This window comes from Psychromonas sp. SA13A, assembly GCF_011378715.1.
Lineage (GTDB): Bacteria > Pseudomonadota > Gammaproteobacteria > Enterobacterales > Psychromonadaceae > Psychromonas.
Map to the genome: position 1 here is coordinate 47254 of NZ_WTKU01000008.1, position 22176 is coordinate 69429.

Sequence of the window (22176 nt, forward strand, 5' to 3'; positions counted from 1 at the left end):
GGTCACAGGTAAGCATTTTGATTGGTTCAGATATAAATAATTAGATCGAAGTAAACTCGATTATTACTATGGGTTTATGCATTAACACCGGGTAGTTGACTGTGGTTACCCTATTTATATTGATACTCTCTCATAAAGAAAAAGGCAGAATCTGACCTCCCTGAACCTTTTTTAAAGGGCTCATGGGAAAGTGATTAGGGTGCTGTAAGTTGTGTATCAAAGTCTTTTAGGTGAGAATTCATCATTCATCATTCATCATTAATTATGAGATACCCATCAGGATCAATTAAATGACTCTTTGTTTGAAGGTTCAACTCACTAGCTTGAGTTGAGGGCAGATTACTTTTTCTGATATTTCTGATATTAGTGATCGTTAAACCTAAAAAACCATTTTCGATATCGGTATTATAGCTAAAATTATCATCCTCTTGTGTCCCATCAAATTGTTGAAATTCTAATAGGGTGTCAGAGTATTGCCATAATGTTTCTATAATATTATCTGAATGTTTTATATCATTAAATGAATCAGACTGCTTATTTGCTAAAAAGTACAATGTCATCGCGCGTTCATCGGAGCGGTAGGTATAAACCAGTTCAAAGCCTAATCGTTGATAGAAGGGTAAGCTATGTTTCAGATCTTTGATTCTAAGTGTTGATAAGTTTATATGTGCAGCCGAACCTAAGGGAAAATCGATGTCGTCTAGTTTAATTAAATCAGTTTGTGTGTTTTCAATTAAATGAGTTTGAATTAATTCAATACAATAACCATCGGGATCCGTTAGATGGCATAAATAAGCTAAATTAGGAATGACCGTACATAAGCTGACTTCAATACCATTATCTAATAATTTCTGGTGCGCAGTCGTTAAGTGACCAACCGCGATAGTGAATTTCCAATAACCTGATTGTCGATTAGGCTGAGCGGGTACTATAAATTTTTGTTGTGGATTGAAAACCAGCTCAAGTTGAGCATGGAAAGTCTTGTTTGTTGTTTCATCACTGCAGCCTCTTTGGTTATAACAATATTCAAGAAAATAATGAATGCCTTGTGTTGATTCATAATGATGAATCAACTGCATACCCATAATATCTAGATAAAAGGTTAATGATTTTTCAGGATTACTGATTTGTAAACGGTGTTGAGTTATCTGCATTTGATATTCCTTTTAGCGTTCACCTTGTACTTCAAAGTCATCACTAGCAAGTCTAGCCTGGCCATCAGCTTCTAATACCCAGCGCTCACGATGCACAACCCCGAATGCATTATTCATGGTCCAATGTGATGTTAAAATATAACCTTCATCTTCAGCTTCCCAAGTGACTTGTGTGTAATCCACGTCTTTAAAACCTTGATCCATTATGCCTTGCCAAAAGTCTTGAATTGCCTGACGCCCCTCAAAGACGCCGAATGGCCTCGCTGTCATTACGCAATGTTCTTGGTATTGTGCTGCGCACCCTTTAGCATCTGAATTGTTGAAAGCAGTTTGCCAAGCTGAAATACCTTTTTTACATGCGATTAACGTTATGTTGTCTGCTGTTGCATTAGTCATATAATTATCCTTGATAGAAGTAGTGCCCTGATTGAAATGAACAATAGCTGAGACGAACAATAGCGCTATAATTACTGAAGAAAAACAGCTATATTCATAAACACTGTTTAATAAAAGTAAACAATGACCATGATTAGATTACGTCAAATGTCGGTTTTTGCGCATATAGTGGAAACAGGATCAATCACCGCAGCTGCTGAATTACTCACATTATCAAAGTCTGTGGTGAGTCAGCATCTCAAATCTCTTGAGACTGAATTAGGCATCATGTTGTTAAAACGTACGACGCGTAAACAAATATTGACGGTCGCTGGGCAACAGTTTTATCAACAGTGTAAAACCCTTAATCAAGTGGCCAGTGATGCATGGAATGATGCTCAACAAATGAAAGCTATCCCGCAAGGAAGAATTAGGATCACCGCTCCCAATGCGCTAATGGAAACCTTAGTCACGCCCGCCATTGCAGATTTATTAGCACAATATCCGTTATTAAACCCAGAGTTAATTAGTCATGACCATCACTTGGATCTGATATCGGAAGATATCGATTTAGCAATAAGAGTAGGGCAATCCCAAGAAAGCGGACTAAAGCAAAAACGCATTGGTGAGTTTCGAGATGTACTTTGTGGGAGACCTGAATATATTGCTTCTAAGCCGTGGCAAGAGTTAGCGTATATTGGTAATACTTGGCAAGGACATCAGATACGCCATCAGTTTAACTATCACGCAAAGTATCAATCTGTTTCTTCTAAAGCACCAAAAGTTAAGCAAGTAGATCAAAAAATGGATAGTTTTATTTACAATACTAATACCCATTGTATTTCAAACTCTTTTTATACTTGCTTAGCTTTAATTAAATCTGCATCGGGGATAGGAATTATACCTGATTTTCATTTGAAAAATTTAGTGACCGAGTTGCATGAAGTGTTTCCGGAATATCAATTACAATTGAATACGGTCTATGCACTGCATCCTTTTAATAACCAAATGCCACTGAGTGTTAAGGTCTGTTTACGAGCAATTACGGATCAATTGAATAGCACTACAGAAATGTAGTCGTATTGGCTAAACAGCCAGATGATGGTCGCTCAGTTCGTTTAAACTCGATGCTGCGTGGACATAGTTTTCTAAAGTTATTTGGGACGTAAACGAAGATAGCCAATTTATATTCAGCCATAAAAAAGGCCACCATTTTTAGGTGGCCTCAAACTAATGCGTAAAACGGGTGTTATGGTAAATACATATATGAATTTAGCTCACTTTCGCTCCCATTATAGAGATAGTAAGCAAAAAACAGTTGTTACTATTATGATCGCTTCTGGAAAAAAACGAGCGTCATATTATTTTACCTGAATTTAAAGAATTCAGTTGAGTTACTTAAAAGTATCGTATTCACTCTCTCATCTGAAGTTATTTCAAGCTGTTAAGTACTTTTTTTGCTTCTCCAACACTCATGATTGATAGTTTTATGGCGGGTGCATACCCTAATTGATCATAAATTCGCAGTGCACTATGGCGACCATACTTCTCACTAGTATCTGATACTGCGTCGTACTCTGCTTTGATGTATTGTTCTGTAATTAAGTTTTTATTGGAAGCATTAAGCCAGAGGGTGACAGTTTTTACTGTTAGCTCAATTCCTATCTCTATACCACTATTTAGCAATACTCCCATCAGCTTTTTGTTTGAACCATAAGAGGGGTGAATATGGCCGATACTTTTGACCATTTCGATGAAATCTGTTGGTGTTATCCGTTCATCGTCACTTTTGATATCAGAGATATCTACCTTGGATGATACCTTTCTCGCTTCTGAGTATTTAATGGCTATTGCCTCTTTTAACGTTTCAAATTCCAATTTCTGCAAATAGTGCAGATAAGCTTCAAGGTTAAGTGAAAGAAGTTCTGATACTGTAGTGGCATTTTCTAGCAGAATAATTTCATCTTCTAACTTTTTATCGGCATCCACACGTAAAATATGACATAAGAGAGTTCTATCAATTTTTCTCCATTTGGCTCTATTAATTAGGGTATTTGCTAGGAATCTATATGAATGAGCTATATGTTCTGAGTAGTAAAATTTAAAGTCATCTTGGATCGCTTCACCATCATAAATATTGAGCGGCTTAAAGCCACGTCGACTTTTAACAAAAGATATTAAATCATTATCATCTACAGAAGACAGTTGTATACCAGCTAAAGATACCGCAGACTTAAAACTCGAATGTTTCATTCTTGCAACCGCAGCCATTGCTCTCATATGATCTGTAGATAAAGATCCTAACGAGTCACTTAGTGTAGAATAAGTGACTAGAGAATCATTTAAAACAGAAGAGTCATCTTCATAAATCAGCGCATAACCAAGCCCAAGGTACATCAGTTCGAGTAAGCCTGATGAATCACCATTAGGTTCCCATTCATACCAGCCCAGAGTTGGATCTAATTCTATTGCCTTTGCCATCTGAATCATTGAATTGGTGAAGTGAAATAGATCCATAGTATGGAACTTTGAACTATCTAATCCTCCCGTATCCCTGAGCTCACAACAAATATTCGAATAGTATTCAATCTTACTTTCACAGAATAGTGACTCTTTATATCGTATCCCTAGCGGATTGAGTAATGTTTCTATACGTTCACAAAATTCATTAATGTGCTTTTTTAAGTCTTGCATGGTTAGTCTTTGTCCTTCCTCTGTTGTTATAAACTAACTATATAAAAGTTAAATAATAAACTCAATGATTATTTAGGCTAAATTTATTAGCCAAAATATATTGATTAATTATTTTGTGGTGTTTATAATTGATAAAAATAATCGAAAAGGACATTTAAAATGCTTACACATAACAAACTGGAAACTATCTTGAAAGTGCTATAAGTAGGTGCTTAGCCATACAGGTGTAGTAGTCACTACCACAATATAAATACAATTAAAGTAGGATTTAAAATATGGAAAAGAAAATACTAAATGATTTTTATAAAGCAGTCGTTAAGTGTGAGCCAGAGTCTCCGTGGAGCCCTGAATTAAAAATATACAGTGATAGTAAATTATCTGTTTACTATGCACCATTTGAGCATATTAACACCAAAGCTAAAGTAGTAATTTGTGGTATTACACCAGGAAAAACGCAAGCAACTCAAGCTCTTGATACGGCTAAAACAGGGATTATTTCTGAAACTGATTTGGTTAAAATACAGGAAGAAGCAAAGCAAGCGGCAAGTTTCAAGGGGTTTAGAAAGCCGTTGAGCGATATGTTAGATCTTGTTGGTTTGAATGAAAAGTTAAACATTGAGACATGCAATGACTTATTTGATAGCAAAACTGATTTAGTACATTACACAAGTACCATTCGTTACCCCGTTGTTTTGGAAAATGGAAATAATTATAACGGTGTACCAAAGGCATCTAAGCATCCATTTCTACGTGAAATGTTAGATTCTTACCTAGCTGAAGAAGTTGAAGTATTAGGACCAGACTGTTTATGGATACCTCTTGGAAAGGCCGCTACAGAAGGACTGGAATACTTAGTAAAAAAAGGGGCACTAAAACCTAACCAGCTTCTTTCTGGTTTACCACATCCAAGTGGAGCAAATGCTGAACGTGTTGCCTATTTTCTAGGGAATAAAGCTAAGAGTAAGTTAAGTATAAAAGTGAATCCAGATATTCTGGATTCCGCAAAAATAAGTTTGAAAAACAAAATAAGAGTCGCTTAAATGAGTAAAAGGTTTTTGTTGTGTGTTGAGTGGGTGTGATAAGAACGATACTAGGGCTGTCTACCCAATAATGTATCGATATAAAGAACTTATGTTCTTTTAGGCTTAACTGTAATGGTTAAGCCTTTTTTTTCCATAAAGTAACATGCATAAAATGACTATTATGGTAAATAGGTATTTTTATCGGAAAAATAATGGCTTCATTATAAAATAACGATGAAACACCTAAAAAAACAGTAAACCTATCTAAATTAACTTTAAAAGCGCAAACTTTAAATGATCACAAAAAAATGATTAATTTGTAAATTACATCATATTCTCATTTTGCTTCTTTTAAAAGACCAAATGCTTAAATGATCATGTTTTCTTTATTATGGATTTTATTTTTTGAGGGAGTGGATCAGAGGTGGCTGTAATGCGCAAAGGGAGGGAAAGCGACTTAGTTCATTATCTCGTTACTGAGATAAAACGAGCGTGAAAAATTCATAAAAGTCTTGGACACATAAACTTTGAAGACTAATCATTACAGCTCTGCCTCGATTGTTAAAGTTGCTATTTTCAACTATACAACTATACAACTATACAATTATGCAACTATTACTGTACCACTACATATGCGATTATGCTTAATCCCTATTATTTGATATGCATGTAGATGGACAACTCAATGCAGAGTTGAGTAAGTAATCTTGAAAAGGTTGGTTGTCCTATTATTTCTACCAACCATATAAAAATTAGCGAGTTTCTACTTCAATCACCTTCAAACTTAATAATTTACTTGTCCAACTCATTTTGTCGATGCCATCAATCCAAATGATTCGACTGTTTCGTGTATCACCTTTTCGTAAGTATGTTTCAGGTAATCGATAGCTTGCTTGCCAAACATTAACGGTTTGTTCTGTTATTTTATTGGTTTTATCATCATAAAAACTGATAGCCACCTTAACAATAACAACGCCATCAGTATTATCACTGGATAGTATAAACTTTAAACCAAGGGATTGGTCTCGCCAAATTGAATCGCTATAGGTTACTTTTACGTCATTTTTAACGCTAGTATTCAATAAACCCGAGCGTAGCAGTGAAGATCTGTTTTTTAAAGCTTGCTCAGAATTAGCAGGGCTGACTACATTTGAATTAATGTTGTTTGATGAAATAGTTTTACTCACTTGATCTGCTGCGTCATCACTAATGGCGACATATTCCCAAGTGTAATCATCGTGGAATGATATTATGGCACCGTTATCAAGTGTAACCGTGCCAATGCTAGCTGCGGAGAGCCCTAAAGTGACAGAGCCGAGCAATAAAAATAGTGTGTACTGTAGATAATGAAAAGGCATAAATTTCAACTTTTTATATGGTTTGGTTTGATTTCAAATATACAGGGTAGCTATATGTTCAATCAAAGTTCTGGAACTCACTGTATTAACCTCACTATATTAACCCCAAAGCTTAGATAAAGTCTTGGAAACAAATCTTTGAAAATTGATATTTTCAATTATTCTTTTATCTGCTTATAGCAACAATAAGTGCTTTGCTAGTTATGCTGTTTGAGAAGATAAGCGAACGTTAAAAGAGTATTAAAGCTTATTGATATTGTATCAAGGTGAATGTGTTAATCGCTGGTTTTTTCTTTGAATTCACAGAGATCTTCTATTAAACATGAACCACAGCGTGGTTTTCTGGCAATACAAGTATAACGGCCGTGTAAGATCAACCAATGATGAACATCCACTTTAAACTCCGCAGGTACTACTTTTAATAGCTTTTGCTCTACATCGTCAACATTTTTACCCATGGCTAATTTAGTACGATTAGCAACACGGAAAATATGCGTATCAACGGCAATGGTTGGCCAACCGAAGGCTGTATTTAACACTACGTTGGCGGTTTTTCTGCCCACACCTGGCAATGCTACCAAGGCATCTCTGTCTTGTGGCACTTCGCTGTTATGAAGCTCGATCAACATTTTACAAGCTTTGATAACGTTTTCAGCTTTACTGTTATATAAGCCGATGGTGCGAATGTATTCTTTTAATCCATCGACACCGAGTGCATAAATGCTTTCAGGGGTATTAGCGACAGGAAATAGCTTATCTGTGGCCTTATTAACACTCACATCGGTTGCTTGTGCTGATAGTGTTACTGCCACTAATAACTCAAAAGGGGAGCTAAAATTTAACTCAGTTTCTGGGTGTGGATTGTTATCCCTTAAACGGGTTAATATTTCTCTGCGCTTTACTGTATTCATTTGTTCACTATCTTATGGTCGATAAAGTTTTTAAGGGCAATGATCAAGCCCATTAGAATAAATGCGCCCGGTGGTAACGCCGCAAGTAAAAAGCTGGTGTCGGTATTGTAAAGGGTGATGGTCATAAAACTTGCCCAATCGCCTAATAATGTTTCAATACCATCAAATAAGGTACCTTGCGCTAAAATTTCTCGGCCAGCTCCTAATAATACTAATACTGCGGTAAAACCTAAGCCCATCATCAAACCGTCAAATGCGGAGTGTTTTACATTGTTTTTAGAGGCGAATGCTTCTGCTCGACCTATTATCATACAGTTGGTTACGATCAATGGAATGAAGATACCGAGTGATAAATAAAGTTGATAGGTATAGGCATTCATCAGCAATTGTATACAGCTAACCAAGGAAGCGATGATCATCACAAAGACAGGAATACGTATCGCTTTAGGTACATGATGTCGAATTAACGAGATCAATATATTAGAGGCAATAACAACAAATAATGTTGCCAAACCTAACCCTAATGCATTGGTTAAAGTATTAGTTACTGCTAATAATGGACATAACCCGAGTAACTGCACTATGCCTGGATTGTTTTTCCATAACCCTTGCCAGCTTAAGTCCTTATAGATTTGAAGGTCTTCGTTAGCTGTAAGGTCCACTTCATCTGCCGCTATATCACTTTCGAGATCTGCATTATTTGCCGTGTTGTGTACTGTTTCTTGCGTCATTATTTATCTCCACAATTTGCAGGGGTGTTAAATAACTGCGTTTTGTTTTTTTGAAAGTAAACAAGCGTATCTTTAACGGCATGCACAACGGCTCTTGGTGTAATAGTTGCACCAGTAAATGCATCAAAACTACCACCGTCCTTTTTCACTTCCCACTTGCTAGCGGTACTTTCTTGATATCTTTTACCATCAAAAGAATAAATCCAATCAGATTTATTGGTTTGGATTTTATCGCCTAATCCTGGTGTCTCTGTATGACTATTAATACGAACACCTGCGATTTTACCATCGGTATAAATGCCAACCAGTAGTTTAATTTCGCCAGAGTAACCTTTAAAGGTGCTGGTTTGGATCAACGCGGCGATCGGCTGTTTATTTTTGGTTGCAATAAAGACTTGTTTAGGTGTTTGGTCACCTAATAATTCTGAGTCAATTACGGTGAAACAACTGTTTATAATTTGGTTGTCATATTGGTCAGGTTCAATCAGTTCATTAATATTGTTTTGCAGTGCAATTTGCTCCTGTTGCAAAATAATCGGTTGCGTTAACACGTTAATTAATGCGATTGCGCCAGTACAAACAACGGCAAAGGTTGCTAGTAAGAAAGCATTACGACTGATAATGGGTAGCATCATGTGCGTTTTCTCCCGTAAACCTTGGGTTTGCTATAATAATCGATTAACGGCACACACATATTGGCGAGCAATACTGCAAAAGCAACGGCATCAGGATAACCACCGACATTGCGGATCACCACAACTAATAAAGCACATAATAAACCATAGATTATGCGTCCCTTCACCGTGGTACTTGCCGTGACCGGGTCAGTTAGAATAAAGAAAGCGCCAAGCATAGTGGCACCTGAAAATAGATGGTAAAGAGGGGATGAATATAAATCGGGATCACTTGCAAAGGGAATAAACGAGAAAACAGTGACACCTACGATGAAAGCCACTGGGATATACAACATGATGACTTGTTTTTTCAGTAATAGAAGCCCACCAGCTAAGTACGCTAAATTAACCCATTGGCTACCTTGAAGTGAGTCCAAACTGAATAAGGTTGTTTTCAATGTTTCAGATATTGTTTCACCCACGTGCAGCGCATTTCGAATGGTTTCCAATGGCGTTGCCAAAGTGAAACCATCGATAGACGTTTTAATTTGCGTGACACTATAGCCATCAACACTGAAGCCGGTAAAAATCAGGCTTAAGGTATCAATGAACGTGACAGGAAAAGCTTGCATGGATTGTATTGGCAACCATGCTGTCATTTGCACAGGAAAAGATATTAATAACAATACATAACCGGCCATTGCAGGGTTGAAGATATTTTGCCCTAGCCCGCCATAAAGATGTTTAACAATAAGGATCGCAAACAGGGTACCAATTACAATCACCCACCATGGTGCAAGAGACGGGATCGCAATAGCTAATAAAATCGCAGTAAGCACAGCACTATAATCACCAATACTAGCCATCACAGAGCGTTTGCGCAGGGTCATAAATAGAGCTTCAACTGCAACAGCGGTAACGACAGCTAATACTATCTGTACATAAATAGCTAAACCAAATAAGTAGCTATGTACAATAATCCCCGGCGTTAACCCTAAAATAACCATTTTCATTATTTCGGGTGTACGTCTTTTGATACGTTGGTGTGGCGAGGTCGAACTAAAAAGTGCCATGGGTTATTGATCCTTCTGTGCCAGTTTTTTGGCTTTTGCTTTGGCAATGACAGCCGCTATTTTGGCTTTTCTATCATCTTGATTATTATCACTGACAGACTCATTAGATGCTATTACTTGAGCCTGTTGAGTATCGTCTTCGTTGTTCGTTTCTGGTTGTGTTTCTTGAACACTCATTTTTGGCATTTCTTGTGTCGATTTTTGCGCTTCTTCCAATTGTTTTTTATGCAAACGAGCTTGTTCTTTTCGTATAGCGCGTTGTTTGATCACTTCTGTATTATCAGGCTCTGATGGATTGTTTGTTTGAGCCGTCTCAACCTCTTTTGCTAATTTCTTTTCCTTGGCGCGTTTGATAGCGGCTGCAACGGCTGCTTTTTTAGGATCTGCTTGCTGAGTTGTTGGCTCAGTCGCTGATTCAGTAGTTGTCTCTGAGTCAGCATTTGCAGCTGTTAATTTTTTCGCTTTTGCTCGTGCAATAGCGGCTGCTACAGCTGCTTTTTTAGGATCAGTTTGCTGAGTTGTTGGCTCAGTCGCTGCTTCAGTAGTTGTCTCTGAGTCAGCATTTGCTGCAGCTAATTTTTTCGCTTTTGCACGGGCAATAGCGGCTGCAACGGCTGCTTTTTTAGGATCAGTTTGCTGAGTTGTTGGCTCAGTCGCTGATTCAGTAGTTGTCTCTGAGTCAGCATTTACTGCAGCTAATTTTTTCGCCTTTGCACGGGCAATAGCGGCTGCGACGGCGGCTTTTTTAGGATCCGCCTGTTGAGTTGTTGGTTCAGTAGCTGATTCAGTAGTTGTCTCTGAGTCTGCATTTGTAGCTGCTAATTTTTTTGCTTTTGCACGGGCAATAGCGGCTGCGACGGCGGCTTTTTTAGGATCCGCCTGTTGAGTTGATGCTTCAGTAGCTGATTCAGTAGTTGTCTCTGAGTCAGCATTTGCTGCAGCTAATTTTTTCGCTTTTGCACGGGCAATAGCGGCTGCGACGGCTGCTTTTTTAGGATCAGCTTGTTGAGTTGTTGGCTCAGTCACTGATTCAGTAGTTGTCTCTGAGTCAGCATTTGCAGCAGCTTGTTTTTTTGCTTTTGCGCGGGCGATAGCGGCTGCTACAGCTGCTTTTTTAGGATCAGCTTGCTGAGTTGTGGGTTCTGTCTCTGCTCCTGCAGCTGCTAATTTTTTTGCTTTTGCGCGAGCAATCGCTGCGGCTACTTGGCTATTTTGAGAACTTGGTTTCTCTACATTAGCTGTATCAGCCTCTTTGCTGATGTCTAAATTTGCATTAGCTTGTTTTTTCGCTTTGGCACGTGCTAATGCTGCTGCAACAAGGTCTTCGCCATTATTATTGTCTTTCATTTGTTGTTTACGTTTTTCAGCGGCTTGTTTATGTTTGAGTTGTCGCTGTTTTTTCTCGTTTTCTAAACGTAACTCTCTGTCTTCATGGCGTTGGCGTGCAATTGCAGCTTTTTCTGCTTCAACTTTTTCAGTTTTAATTTGTGCTTTAGAGACGCGGTAATATTCCACTAATGGTATATGGCTTGGACAAACATAAGCGCAGGCTCCACATTCAATACAAGCTGATAGGTCATACTCTTCTAATTTTTTATGGTCTTCACTTTGTGAGTACCAAAGTAATTGTTGTGGTAATAACTCAACGGGGCAAGCCTCTGCACATTCACTGCAGCGAATACAGCTCATTTCCTCTTTGGGCTCTGGTAGTTCTTTAATCGTTGGTGCTAATAGGCAGTTACAAATTTTACTTACTGGCATTTCAGGATCGCTAACGGTAAATCCCATCATAGGACCGCCGATAATAAGCTTCTGATGGTCTAATTCATTTAACCAATAAGTATCTAGGAGATGCTGGATCGGTGTCCCGATACGTACCCGCGCATTACCTTTTTTAACAAAAGCGTCTCCGGTGACCGTGACTATTCTTGATACCAGAGGTTTGCCATTAATGATGGCTTCTTTTACCGCAAATATAGTACCGACATTAAGCATCACAATGCCAAGTTCTGAAGAATGTTTGTGAGCCGGTGTTTGCTCGCCAGTTAATACTTCAATTAACTGTTTAGCACTACCAGACGGATAGCGTGTTGGGATCACTCTGAGTAATATTTTTTCTCTGATGCTGTCAGGTAATGCTTGTAATGATTTAGTAAAAGCTGCAATGGCTTCTGGTTTGTTATCTTCAACCGCAAAAATAGTCAGTTTAGGTTGCAGCATATACTGCATTATTTCAATGCCTTCGATAATCTCATCGGCATGCTCTTGAATCAAACGATCATCAGAAGTGATGTAAGGTTCACACTCAATGGCATTAATAATTAATAAGCGGTTTTCACTGTGCGCTAACTTCAAATGCGTAGCAAAACCAGCGCCACCTAATCCTATGATGCCCGCTTGTTGAACTGCTTCAACTAAGGTTGCAGGGTTTTCATTACGATAATTTTCAAAGCCTTGATATGGATAAATTCTGTCTAAGCCATCAGTGGCAATAACAATAGATAACACTGGTAAACCTGATGGGTGACAATCGGTTCTAGGTTCAATCGCTTTTATTGTGCCTGAACTACTGGCATGTTGAACCACTAATGCGCCATAAACTTTGGTTAAAGGCTGACCTTTTAATACGTTATCGCCAACCTTTACTAATAGCTCTGGGATATGCCCTTTTTGTTCAACGGCAATAATTAATTCTTCGGGAATACCCGCATCGGTAATAGCACTTTGATTACTCTGCTGTTTGTTTTGAACAGGGTGCACACCACCATGAAAATCCCACATCTTACCGGCAGCAATTTGTTCTAATTTTTTGTCACTTAATAAATAATTAGGCTGGGTCATGTTACGGCTCGTCATTGCTTTCAGTTGGAATTGTTTTAGTTGGAATCGTTTGTAAGTTCCACTGCCAATTTTGGGTCGTTATTTTGATCGGTAGCATATCGATGCAATCGGTTGGACAAGGTGCGACACATAGTTCACAGCCGGTACACTCATCGGTGATCACCGTGTGCATTTGTCTTGTTGCACCTAAAATGGCATCAACGGGACAAGCTTGAATACATTTGGTGCAGCCAATACATTCGTCTTCACGGATAAAGGCAACCGCCTTTGGCTTTTCTTCACCTTCTAGTTTTTTAGGCTCAATTCCCATACGCTCTGCTAACTGTAACATTACAGCTTCACCGCCGGGTGGGCATTTATTAATGTCATCACCTTCAGCAATGGCTTTGGCATAAGGTTTACAACCCGGGTAACCGCATTGACCACATTGCGTTTGCGGTAACATTGCATCAAGTTCTTCAACTATTGGGTCTTCTTTCACTTTAAATCGAATAGACGAGTAACCCAATAAAGAGCCAAAAATAAGCCCTAAAATACCTAGCGTTAAAATCGCAACAATAATACTAATGATCATTTAATTAACCCAGTAAAGCCCATAAATGCTAACGACATTAAACCAGCGGTGATCATCGCGATAGATGCGCCTTTAAAGGGTAATGGCACATCAGCGGCACTTAAACGTTCACGTATTGATGAAAATAATACCAATACTAATGAAAAACCTGCACCGGCACCTAACCCATAAATAACAGACTGAGCAAAATTATGTTGCTCAGTTAAATTCAGTAAGGCTAAACCAAGAATTGCACAGTTAGTGGTTATTAACGGTAAAAATATACCTAGCAAACGGTACAAAGTTGGGCTGGTTTTATGCATGACCATTTCAGTGAATTGTACCACCACGGCAATCACTAAAATAAAGCTTAAAGTTTGTAAGTAGTGTAATCCTAAAGGCTCTAATAAATAATTATTTACAATATAAGAAAGCGCAGCCGTTAAGGTCAATACAAAAGTGGTCGCCAATGACATACCAACAGCTGTTTCAATTTTATTTGAAACGCCCATGAAAGGGCATAATCCTAAGAATTTCACTAACACAAAGTTATTAACTAACACTGTGCCAAAAAAGAGTAAAAAATAATCGCTCATAAATAATAATTCCACTACTTTCGTAGGTGATTTGATGCGTTGAAAATGACGCGCATTATAACAATAAAAGTTGATAAGTTCAGCGTAAAAGTATTATCAATTTTAGCGATCTAGTTATTTGCTGTTGTAATCAATTAAAGAACCCAATTAATGGAGATTTTAATAGGGTAACTTTAAAAGGGTAACTATGGTGAAGGTGTCATGTTGATAAGTATTAATTAATGAGAGTTTACGTAGTGATTTAACTTTTTACTTATTTTTTGTTGCTCATTTTCATCATAAACCGAGATCTTTTAAAAAATATTATAAGGTTTATTTATTTCATTCAGTTGAATATTTAAAGCACAAATTGAGCTGGGTGTTTTTAAAGTTGATTTACATCAATATGCTACATATTGTGCTAGGTATAGTTCACGGGCACTATATATTGTGTCTTGTGAATTAATTATTGGAGCTGTAAATGAAACCTGTTGTGATCAAACGAGATGGTAGTCAAGTCCCTTTTAATGCTTTACGCATTGCAGAAGCGGTTTTAAAAGCCTCTGGCGCTGCTCGTTGTAAAGGTGTGGATGCTTTTGCGATTGCCGCTGAAGTTGAAGCAAGCTTAGCAGGACAAGACCAAGTAGATATCCATTATATTCAAGATGCCGTTGAAGCCTGTTTGATGAAAAGTAATCATATTGAACTGGCACGTATATATATTGAGTATCGTCACGATAGAGATATTGCACGAGAACGGAAAAGTCATTTAAACAGCGAAATAGATGGATTAATTGAACAAAGTAATGCGTCATTATTAAATGAAAATGCCAATAAAGATGGCAAGGTAATTCCCACGCAACGCGACTTATTGGCCGGTATTGTTGCTAAACATTACGCTAAATCACATATTTTGCCTCGTGATGTCGTGCGAGCACACGAAGCGGGTGAAATTCATTACCATGATTTAGATTATGCGCCTTTTTTCCCGATGTTTAATTGTATGTTGATTGATATTAAAGGGATGTTTGAAAACGGTTTTAAAATGGGTAATGCAGAAATTGAAGAGCCTAAGTCAATTTCAACCGCAACCGCAGTAACAGCACAAATTATTGCACAGGTCGCCAGCCACATTTACGGTGGCACTACCATTAATGGTATCGACATTATACTTGCTCCTTACGTTTCTATTAGTTACCAAAAGCATTTGAAAACGGCAGAAGAATGGAACGTTGCAAACGCACAGGCTTATGCCACCAAACAAACAGAAAAAGAGTGTTTAGATGCTTTTCAGTCGCTCGAATATGAAGTGAATACACTGCATACCGCTAATGGACAAACTCCTTTCGTTACTTTCGGCTTTGGTTTAGGAACAAGTTGGGAAGCACGTTTAATTCAGGAATCTATTTTAAAGATTCGTATCGCCGGTTTAGGTAAAAATCGTAAGACAGCTATTTTTCCTAAACTTGTTTTTGCAATTAAAAATGGTGTAAATCATAAAGCTTCTGATCCAAACTATGATATTAAGCAGTTAGCATTAGAATGCTCTAGTAAACGTATGTATCCTGATATTTTAAATTATGAAAAAGTAATCGAAGTAACGGGATCATTTAAAACGCCAATGGGTTGCCGTAGTTTCCTTGATAATTACCAAGAAAATGGTGAAGAGATCCACGATGGACGTAACAATCTTGGTGTGGTTAGCCTTAATTTACCGCGTATTGCGCTTGAATCCAAGGGAGATGAAAAACGTTTTTACCAGTTGCTTGAAACCCGTTTGAAAATGGTTAAAAAAGCACTAGATACTCGTATTGAGCGCTTATCTGAAGTGAAAGCAAGCGTTGCCCCTATTTTATATATGGAAGGTGCCTGTGGTGTGCGTTTAAAAGCAGATGACTGTATCGCTGAAATCTTTAAAAATGGGCGCGCATCTATCTCATTAGGTTATGTGGGTTTACATGAAACGATTAATGCGTTGTATGGAACTGAGCAACATCTATTTGACGATAAAGAAAAACAACAAAAAGCAATTACCGTTATTCATTATTTAAAAGCAGCCACGGAACGTTGGACTGCAGAAACAGGTTACGGTTTTAGCTTATACTCAACACCTTCAGAAAATCTATGTGATCGTTTTTGTCGTCTGGATGCAAAAGCGTTTGGTGTTTTAGATGGTGTAACAGATAAAGGTTATTACACTAATAGTTTCCATCTAGATGTTGAAAAATCGGTTAATCCCTACGATAAAATTGATTTTGAGATGCCTTACCCTGAAATAGCAAGTGGTGGTTTTATTTGTTATGGCGAGTACCCAAACATGCAGCATAACCTTAAGGCACTCGAAGATGTCTGGGATTATAGCTATACGCGTATCCCTTATTACGCGACGAACACACCGATTGATGAATGTTATGAATGTGGCTTTACCGGCGAATTTGATTGCACCAGTAAAGGCTTCGTTTGTCCAAGTTGTGGTAACTCTGATCCTGAAAAAGTTGAAGTGATCCGTCGTGTTTGTGGTTATTTAGGGAGCCCTGATGCACGTCCGTTTAATGAAGGTAAGCAAGAAGAAGTGAAACGCCGCGTCAAGCATCTATAACTTGTGTTTTATTGACCGCCTTAGTTGTTTGGTTTGATTTGTCTGTGCTGATAAATTATTAGGAGCGACTTTTTTGTTTGTATAAGAAAAATGAACACCCTGATAAAGCGGACTCCAGGGTAAGGTTTCATTTAATACTTTGGTGGGCACAGACGAACTGAATATTAAGTAACTGACTGACATTAAGAAACTAATCTTAAACAACTAATATTAAACAACTAATATTAAACAACTAATATTAAACAACTAATATTAAACAACTAATATTAAAAAAACTAATAGTAAGCAAATAAGAACTCGTTATGAATTACTCAAAATATTACCCAATTGATGTATTAAACGGCGAAGGCACGCGTTGTACTCTTTTTGTATCCGGTTGTGTTCATCAATGTAAAGGTTGTTATAACCAATCAACTTGGTCGCCTGATGCAGGTGAATTATTTACCGATCAACTTGCTGATCAAATAATTCAGGATCTTAATGATCAACGGATAAAAAAACAGGGATTAACGTTATCCGGTGGAGATCCACTGCATCCCGCTAATGTCGAGCAAGTGTTTAAACTGGTGCAGCGTGTTAAACGAGAGTGTGAAGGTAAAGATATTTGGGTTTGGACTGGATACTTGCGTGAAGCACTAAACCAAGAGCAACAAAAAATAATTGATTTAATCGATGTGCTCATTGATGGTAAATTTGAACAAAGTTTAGCTGATCCTGCTTTAGCATGGCGAGGTAGTAGTAACCAAGTGATTCATTATTTGCATAAAGGCTGTTAATCATTCATAAGTAGTGCTGATAAAGCATGTTTCAATAACGCGGTTACACCGTTTTTATTACAGTATCAATGCGTCAACAATGAAACAGTCTCCACTTAAAAAATGATAAACAAAAAAATGAACAATCATATAAAAAATAAAGTTGTTGCTTTAGGTGATACTCAATTTACCTTTGCTGTGTATATTGCCAATCAACCAAAGATGCCTGAATACGAATCTCTGAAACATATAATGCCTTTACAGCTTGGGGAAATTGATTCAATTGGTAAAGCCTGTGGTAATGGTTGGCGTAAAGTATTTAATGTTTATGCCAAGCTTTTATATGCCTTAGACAAAAATCACTTTCACTTTTCTGAACTTGCGCCTACGTGGCAACAATATCGTGATCAATTTCTATTACAAAAAAATAGCACAACTGCATTGATATTTACTCCACCTTGTTTAAATAATATTGAAAGCAGTTATGTTGAAAATAGCTATCTTGATAATAGCGAGATTGAAAATAAGCTTATTGAATGTAGCCATGTTGAAAATACAAATGTTGATAAGAGTAAGGTTAGAATTCATAAAATAAAAAACAAGACCGTGCATATAATTTGTGGCCGAACTTATGCGAAAAAAATGATTAATGATGGGCAACTGAGCATCGACTTACTGTGGTTAGATGAAGAATTTGCTATTAATTTTGAACACGCGGTTATTGTTTGCCCTTATTTTGATTATCGGCAATTATCCAATCAAAAAATACAGCGTTTATCTTCACTATTAAGCGCGCTTGTAACAGGTTATGACGAAGGCGTAATAGCTACTGCAGAGGGCGAATAAGCCATTGATTATGTTTGTAACTCTACTTTTTAATAGCTAATAACTTGGTTTACATTCAATTAATTCATTTGTGTTTCTAAAACTTTGCTCATTTTTTGTTAATCCGCAATATCTTTTCTGTAAAGCGAACTAGACTTAGCAACTCTTAAATTTGTTTTTAAAGGATATTTTGTATGGCGAACTTAATGGATACGGTTGATCAACGTACCAATTTGGTCGGTGAAAATCGGTTAGAATTATTGTTATTTCATCTTTTAGGTCGTCAACTGTTTGCTTTAAACGTTTTTAAAGTAAAAGAAGTGGTGAAATTACCTTACCTTAATAAATTACCCAACTCTCATCCTCATATCGATGGTGTTGCTACTATTCGAGGGGAATCTATTCCCGTTATCAATTTGAAGGCGGCTATCGGCCTGCAACCCTTGGTGCCCGATGAGCAATCAAATTTAATTATTACCGAATATAACCGAAGTGTTCAGGGCTTTTTAGTTGGGCCAGTTGATCATATTGTTAATATGACCTGGGGTGAGATCATGGAACCGCCGACTACGGTAGGTAGAGGGCACTATTTAACTGCGATAACAAAGCTTAAAAGAAATGATACTGAAGAGTTAGTTGAAATTATCGATGTAGAAAAGGTACTCGCTGAAATACTCGTTTATAAAGTGGATATTTCTGATGGAGTGTTGGACGAGAGCATTATTTCTGAATTCGTTGGTCGCAAAATTTTACATGCAGATGACTCACCAACAGCTAGAAATCAGGTTGCTAGTACCTTAGAGCAATTAGGGGTCGAGATTATTCCGGCTAAAAATGGTTTAGAGGCATTGAACATTTTAAAAGGTTGGGCAGACCAAGGTAAAAAAATTGAAGATGAAATATTAATGCTGATCACCGATGCTGAGATGCCTGCAATGGATGGTTATAAATTAACTTCTGAGATCCGCAATGATCCGCGTATGTCGGACTTATTTGTGGTGCTTAATACTTCCTTAAGTGGTGACTTTAATAAAGCCATGGTAAAAAAGGTAGGCTGCAATGAATTTCTCTCTAAGTTTCAGCCTGACTTATTAGTAGAGTTAGTGCAGCAACGTTTAAAAGCAAAATTAAGTGAATAATCAAAATTGTTGGTTAAACGAGCAAATTAATAAATGTAGTTATGACTACTTCACATCACTACCGCTTTTTGTCTTTACGCGATTGCACATTATCTGCTTAAGCTTTACTCTAGCTTTTAATTGCAGCGTTGATTACCGAATAAATGGCTTTTATAAACAGGTTTATACTCAGTAGAATATTAAAAATGAGATGCTGGTAACGTAAATCGCTTTAATAATATTAACTATTTCAATAACTTTAATAATGAAGACTAGACTAAAACATGAGTGAACAAAATTCTCCACAAACGGGAAATGAGTCGGCAACAATCGAATCCCAAGAAACAAAGCTAGTGCCGCCGTCACTTTATAGTGTGTTATTACACAACGATGATTATTCACCAATGGATTTTGTGATTGATGTATTACAACGCTTCTTTCGATTAGATCATGAAGCTGCTACGGAAGTAATGTTAAATGTACACTACAAAGGTGTCGGTGTTTGCGGTACATTTAGTGCTGAAATTGCAGAAACAAAGGTAATGCAAGTTAATAATTATGCAAAAGAAAATGAACATCCATTGAAATGTACGATGGAAAAAGAGAGTTAACCAAGCCATTTTTTATTTCCACTCTCCTAAGGAGTCTCCATGCTAGATAAACCTTTAGAACATAGCCTCGATTTAGCTTTCCGAATTGCGTATGAAAAATACCATGAATTTATGACATTAGAGCATCTATTATTAGCTTTATTGGAAAATGAAGAAATAAAGAAAATTTTGCTAGCTTGTTCGGTTGATATTGTTTCCCTGCATCTTGAATTAACAGAGTTTTTAGATACTAATCCCAGTTTGTCAGAGGTTAAAAATCAAAAGCTAGAAATACAACCTACGATCGCTTTTGAGCGTGTACTGCAACGTGCTATTTTTCATGTGCAATCATCGGGAAAAACAGAAGTTAGTGCTGCTAACGTGCTGGTGGCTATTTTTAGTGAACAAGAATCACAAGCGGCTTACTTCCTTAAAAAGTCCAATGTATCGCGCTTAGATGTAGTTAATTACCTTTCCCATGGCGTTGAAAAACACCCTGATACGGTGATCTTTCATGAGCCTGAGCAGATTGAATCTAAAGTCGAAGAAAACGATGAAATGCCCTTTACCATTAATCTTAATGAGCAAGTGGTTGCTGGTGTTATCGACCCATTAATTGGTCGCGAAAAAGAATTAGAGCGTTGCGTGCAAATACTGTGTCGTCGCCGCAAAAACAATCCATTGTTAGTTGGAGAGTCCGGAGTTGGTAAAACCGCAATCGCAGAAGGACTTGCATATCGCATTGTTCATAATGATGTGCCGGAAGTGATTGATGACCATATTATCTACTCTTTAGATATGGGGGCATTATTAGCAGGTACAAAATACCGAGGTGAGTTTGAACAACGTTTCAAAACTGTATTAAAAAAACTACAAGATCAAAAAAATGCGATTTTATTTATTGATGAAATTCATACTATTATTGGTGCAGGAGCGGCCACGGGTGGCCAACTAGATGCTGCTAATCTATTAAAACCTTTATTAACGGGGGGCAAACTTCGTTGTATTGGTTCCACAACCTATAAAGAGTTTGGTCAGGTTTTTGAAAAAGAACATGCCCTGGCGAGACGTTTCCAAAAAATAGATGTACTTGAACCTTCGGTTAAAGAAACTAGCCAAATTCTTCTCGGTTTACGTTCGCGTTACGAAGAACACCATAATATTCGTTATACCAACAAAGCATTGATGGCCGCGGCTGAATTAAGCGCTAAATACATTAATGATCGCCAGTTGCCTGATAAAGCGATTGATGTGATAGATGAAGCGGGTTCTCAAATGCGTTTATTGCCTGTCAGCAAACGCAAAAAAACCATTGGTGTGGCAGAAATTGAAACCATTATTGCTAAAATCGCACGTATTCCAGAAAAGTCCGTGTCTAGCTCAGACAAAGACGCACTAGAAAAATTACATGACCGTTTGAAAATGACGGTTTTTGGCCAAGATACAGCTATTGATGCATTAACTGATGCTATTCATTTGAATCGTTCTGGTTTATCTGATGAATTAAAACCTGTGGGATCTTTTTTGTTTGCTGGTCCAACTGGGGTGGGTAAAACGGAAGTTACACAGCAATTAGCCAAAGCATTAGGCGTAGAGTTGTTACGTTTTGATATGTCCGAATACATGGAGAAACACACGGTATCAAGATTGATTGGTGCTCCACCTGGTTACGTTGGATATGAACAAGCAGGTTTGTTAACCGATGCGGTAGTTAAACATCCCTATTCTGTGGTGCTGTTAGATGAAATAGAAAAAGCACATTCTGATGTTTATAATATTTTATTGCAGGTAATGGATCATGCAACATTAACTGATAGCAATGGTCGCAAAGTTGATTTTAGAAATGTTATCTTGGTGATGACAACTAATGCAGGCGTGCAAGAAACGGTTAAACAATCCATTGGCTTTAAAGAGCAGAAAGAAGGTGCAAAAGCGATGGATGAAATCAATAAGATTTTTTCTCCTGAATTCAGAAACCGTCTTGATAATATTATTTGGTTTAATCATTTAGACTTAAAAGTGATCAGCCAAGTGGTTGATAAGTTTATAGTGCAGTTACAGGTGCAATTAGATAAAAAACAAGTTTCACTTGAAGTAGATAGCAAAGCTCGTAATTGGTTAGCTGAGCATGGTTATGATAAAGCGATGGGTGCGAGACCAATGGGACGTTTAATTCAAGAGAAACTTAAAAAACCACTCGCGAACGAAATCTTATTTGGTGGATTACAAGAGGGTGGTAGTGTCTCAGTGCGTTTAAACGAAACGGCGGATGGTATTGAGTTTGTCTATGATAAAAAGACTGAGAAAGAAGTGGAAATGAGTAATTAATCATTTATTTGCTAACTTTTTCTTTGTTTATTACGTACTTCAATTGTAGTTACAAATTTT

At 37.5% G+C, this 22176-nt stretch carries 19 protein-coding genes; 8 read left to right on the top strand and 11 right to left on the bottom strand.

What is annotated here, in order from left to right; translation table 11 throughout:
- Positions 1 to 248: 248 nt before the first annotated feature.
- Both GQR44_RS09345 and GQR44_RS09350 read right to left on the bottom strand, forming a co-directional pair.
- Positions 249 to 1154, bottom strand: a complete 906-nt coding sequence (locus GQR44_RS09345) for a VOC family protein (protein WP_166371563.1) — start codon at positions 1152 to 1154, stop codon at positions 249 to 251.
- 12 nt (positions 1155 to 1166) lie between these two features.
- Positions 1167 to 1550: a nuclear transport factor 2 family protein gene (locus tag GQR44_RS09350; RefSeq protein WP_166371565.1), complete on the bottom strand. Its 384-nt coding sequence runs from the start codon at positions 1548 to 1550 to the stop codon at positions 1167 to 1169.
- Between the two features lie 123 nt (positions 1551 to 1673).
- Here GQR44_RS09350 and GQR44_RS09355 point away from each other — a divergent pair, with 123 nt between their 5' ends.
- Positions 1674 to 2606 carry a LysR family transcriptional regulator gene (locus tag GQR44_RS09355; protein WP_240923608.1) on the top strand — a complete coding sequence of 311 codons (933 nt, stop codon included), beginning with the start codon at positions 1674 to 1676 and terminating at the stop codon, positions 2604 to 2606.
- Positions 2607 to 2960: 354 nt separating this feature from the next.
- Here GQR44_RS09355 and GQR44_RS09360 read toward each other — a convergent pair whose 3' ends face one another.
- Positions 2961 to 4223: a hypothetical protein gene (locus GQR44_RS09360; protein ID WP_166371567.1), complete on the bottom strand. Its 1263-nt coding sequence runs from the start codon at positions 4221 to 4223 to the stop codon at positions 2961 to 2963.
- Between the two features lie 275 nt (positions 4224 to 4498).
- Here GQR44_RS09360 and GQR44_RS09365 point away from each other — a divergent pair, with 275 nt between their 5' ends.
- Positions 4499 to 5263, top strand: a complete 765-nt coding sequence (locus GQR44_RS09365; protein ID WP_166371569.1) for a hypothetical protein — start codon at positions 4499 to 4501, stop codon at positions 5261 to 5263.
- A gap of 734 nt (positions 5264 to 5997) precedes the next feature.
- Here GQR44_RS09365 and GQR44_RS09370 read toward each other — a convergent pair.
- The 8 genes from GQR44_RS09370 to rsxA form a co-directional block, all read right to left on the bottom strand.
- Positions 5998 to 6603, bottom strand: a complete 606-nt coding sequence (locus GQR44_RS09370; RefSeq protein ID WP_166371571.1) for a DUF3157 family protein — start codon at positions 6601 to 6603, stop codon at positions 5998 to 6000.
- Positions 6604 to 6878: 275 nt separating this feature from the next.
- Complete coding sequence (nth, locus tag GQR44_RS09375; protein WP_166371573.1) at positions 6879 to 7514, bottom strand: endonuclease III; 636 nt, start codon at positions 7512 to 7514, stop codon at positions 6879 to 6881.
- Complete coding sequence (locus GQR44_RS09380; RefSeq protein WP_166371575.1) at positions 7511 to 8245, bottom strand: electron transport complex subunit E; 735 nt, start codon at positions 8243 to 8245, stop codon at positions 7511 to 7513. Before GQR44_RS09380 ends, nth begins: the two co-directional genes overlap by 4 nt.
- Entirely contained in the window at positions 8245 to 8880 is a 636-nt protein-coding gene (rsxG, locus tag GQR44_RS09385) for an electron transport complex subunit RsxG (protein WP_240923609.1), read from the bottom strand. The genes GQR44_RS09380 and rsxG overlap by 1 nt, the downstream gene beginning before the upstream one ends.
- Complete coding sequence (rsxD, locus tag GQR44_RS09390) at positions 8877 to 9932, bottom strand: electron transport complex subunit RsxD (RefSeq protein ID WP_166371577.1); 1056 nt, start codon at positions 9930 to 9932, stop codon at positions 8877 to 8879. The genes rsxG and rsxD overlap by 4 nt, the downstream gene beginning before the upstream one ends.
- Positions 9933 to 9935: 3 nt before the next feature.
- Entirely contained in the window at positions 9936 to 12773 is a 2838-nt protein-coding gene (gene rsxC, locus GQR44_RS09395) for an electron transport complex subunit RsxC (RefSeq protein WP_240923610.1), read from the bottom strand.
- A gap of 1 nt (position 12774) precedes the next feature.
- Positions 12775 to 13347, bottom strand: a complete 573-nt coding sequence (gene rsxB, locus GQR44_RS09400; protein ID WP_166371581.1) for an electron transport complex subunit RsxB — start codon at positions 13345 to 13347, stop codon at positions 12775 to 12777.
- Positions 13344 to 13922 carry an electron transport complex subunit RsxA gene (gene rsxA, locus GQR44_RS09405; RefSeq protein ID WP_028870201.1) on the bottom strand — a complete coding sequence of 193 codons (579 nt, stop codon included), beginning with the start codon at positions 13920 to 13922 and terminating at the stop codon, positions 13344 to 13346. The genes rsxB and rsxA overlap by 4 nt, the downstream gene beginning before the upstream one ends.
- Positions 13923 to 14382: 460 nt before the next feature.
- On the opposite strand from rsxA, the gene nrdD reads away from it, so the two are divergent.
- The 6 genes from nrdD to clpA all read left to right on the top strand — a co-directional run bounded on the left by nrdD (position 14383) and on the right by clpA (position 22116).
- On the top strand, positions 14383 to 16500 hold the full coding sequence (gene nrdD / locus GQR44_RS09410) for an anaerobic ribonucleoside-triphosphate reductase (RefSeq protein ID WP_166371582.1): 2118 nt from the start codon (positions 14383 to 14385) through the stop codon (positions 16498 to 16500).
- Positions 16501 to 16802: 302 nt separating this feature from the next.
- Positions 16803 to 17276, top strand: coding sequence for an anaerobic ribonucleoside-triphosphate reductase-activating protein (gene nrdG, locus GQR44_RS09415; protein ID WP_166371583.1), 474 nt, complete (start codon positions 16803 to 16805; stop codon positions 17274 to 17276).
- Between the two features lie 117 nt (positions 17277 to 17393).
- Positions 17394 to 18101, top strand: a complete 708-nt coding sequence (locus GQR44_RS09420; RefSeq protein ID WP_205963021.1) for a hypothetical protein — start codon at positions 17394 to 17396, stop codon at positions 18099 to 18101.
- A gap of 173 nt (positions 18102 to 18274) precedes the next feature.
- Entirely contained in the window at positions 18275 to 19219 is a 945-nt protein-coding gene (locus tag GQR44_RS09425) for a chemotaxis protein CheV (protein WP_166371584.1), read from the top strand.
- Between the two features lie 263 nt (positions 19220 to 19482).
- Positions 19483 to 19809 carry an ATP-dependent Clp protease adapter ClpS gene (clpS, locus tag GQR44_RS09430; RefSeq protein ID WP_166371585.1) on the top strand — a complete coding sequence of 109 codons (327 nt, stop codon included), beginning with the start codon at positions 19483 to 19485 and terminating at the stop codon, positions 19807 to 19809.
- 39 nt (positions 19810 to 19848) lie between these two features.
- Positions 19849 to 22116 (top strand): ATP-dependent Clp protease ATP-binding subunit ClpA, encoded by a 2268-nt coding sequence (gene clpA / locus GQR44_RS09435; RefSeq protein WP_166371586.1) that lies wholly within the window; start codon positions 19849 to 19851, stop codon positions 22114 to 22116.
- The last annotated feature ends 60 nt before the right edge of the window (positions 22117 to 22176 follow it).

What these genes read in the sequence shown, in the direction of transcription:
- GQR44_RS09345 (WP_166371563.1), bottom strand. Translation starts at nt 1,154, where the DNA reads ATGCAGATAACTCAACACCGTTTACAAATCAGTAATCCTGAAAAATCA.
- GQR44_RS09350 (WP_166371565.1), bottom strand. Translation starts at nt 1,550, where the DNA reads ATGACTAATGCAACAGCAGACAACATAACGTTAATCGCATGTAAAAAA.
- GQR44_RS09355 (WP_240923608.1), top strand. Translation starts at nt 1,674, where the DNA reads ATGACCATGATTAGATTACGTCAAATGTCGGTTTTTGCGCATATAGTG.
- GQR44_RS09360 (WP_166371567.1), bottom strand. Translation starts at nt 4,223, where the DNA reads ATGCAAGACTTAAAAAAGCACATTAATGAATTTTGTGAACGTATAGAA.
- GQR44_RS09365 (WP_166371569.1), top strand. Translation starts at nt 4,499, where the DNA reads ATGGAAAAGAAAATACTAAATGATTTTTATAAAGCAGTCGTTAAGTGT.
- GQR44_RS09370 (WP_166371571.1), bottom strand. Translation starts at nt 6,603, where the DNA reads ATGCCTTTTCATTATCTACAGTACACACTATTTTTATTGCTCGGCTCT.
- nth (WP_166371573.1), bottom strand. Translation starts at nt 7,514, where the DNA reads ATGAATACAGTAAAGCGCAGAGAAATATTAACCCGTTTAAGGGATAAC.
- GQR44_RS09380 (WP_166371575.1), bottom strand. Translation starts at nt 8,245, where the DNA reads ATGACGCAAGAAACAGTACACAACACGGCAAATAATGCAGATCTCGAA.
- rsxG (WP_240923609.1), bottom strand. Translation starts at nt 8,880, where the DNA reads ATGATGCTACCCATTATCAGTCGTAATGCTTTCTTACTAGCAACCTTT.
- rsxD (WP_166371577.1), bottom strand. Translation starts at nt 9,932, where the DNA reads ATGGCACTTTTTAGTTCGACCTCGCCACACCAACGTATCAAAAGACGT.
- rsxC (WP_240923610.1), bottom strand. Translation starts at nt 12,773, where the DNA reads ATGACCCAGCCTAATTATTTATTAAGTGACAAAAAATTAGAACAAATT.
- rsxB (WP_166371581.1), bottom strand. Translation starts at nt 13,347, where the DNA reads ATGATCATTAGTATTATTGTTGCGATTTTAACGCTAGGTATTTTAGGG.
- rsxA (WP_028870201.1), bottom strand. Translation starts at nt 13,922, where the DNA reads ATGAGCGATTATTTTTTACTCTTTTTTGGCACAGTGTTAGTTAATAAC.
- nrdD (WP_166371582.1), top strand. Translation starts at nt 14,383, where the DNA reads ATGAAACCTGTTGTGATCAAACGAGATGGTAGTCAAGTCCCTTTTAAT.
- nrdG (WP_166371583.1), top strand. Translation starts at nt 16,803, where the DNA reads ATGAATTACTCAAAATATTACCCAATTGATGTATTAAACGGCGAAGGC.
- GQR44_RS09420 (WP_205963021.1), top strand. Translation starts at nt 17,394, where the DNA reads ATGAACAATCATATAAAAAATAAAGTTGTTGCTTTAGGTGATACTCAA.
- GQR44_RS09425 (WP_166371584.1), top strand. Translation starts at nt 18,275, where the DNA reads ATGGCGAACTTAATGGATACGGTTGATCAACGTACCAATTTGGTCGGT.
- clpS (WP_166371585.1), top strand. Translation starts at nt 19,483, where the DNA reads ATGAGTGAACAAAATTCTCCACAAACGGGAAATGAGTCGGCAACAATC.
- clpA (WP_166371586.1), top strand. Translation starts at nt 19,849, where the DNA reads ATGCTAGATAAACCTTTAGAACATAGCCTCGATTTAGCTTTCCGAATT.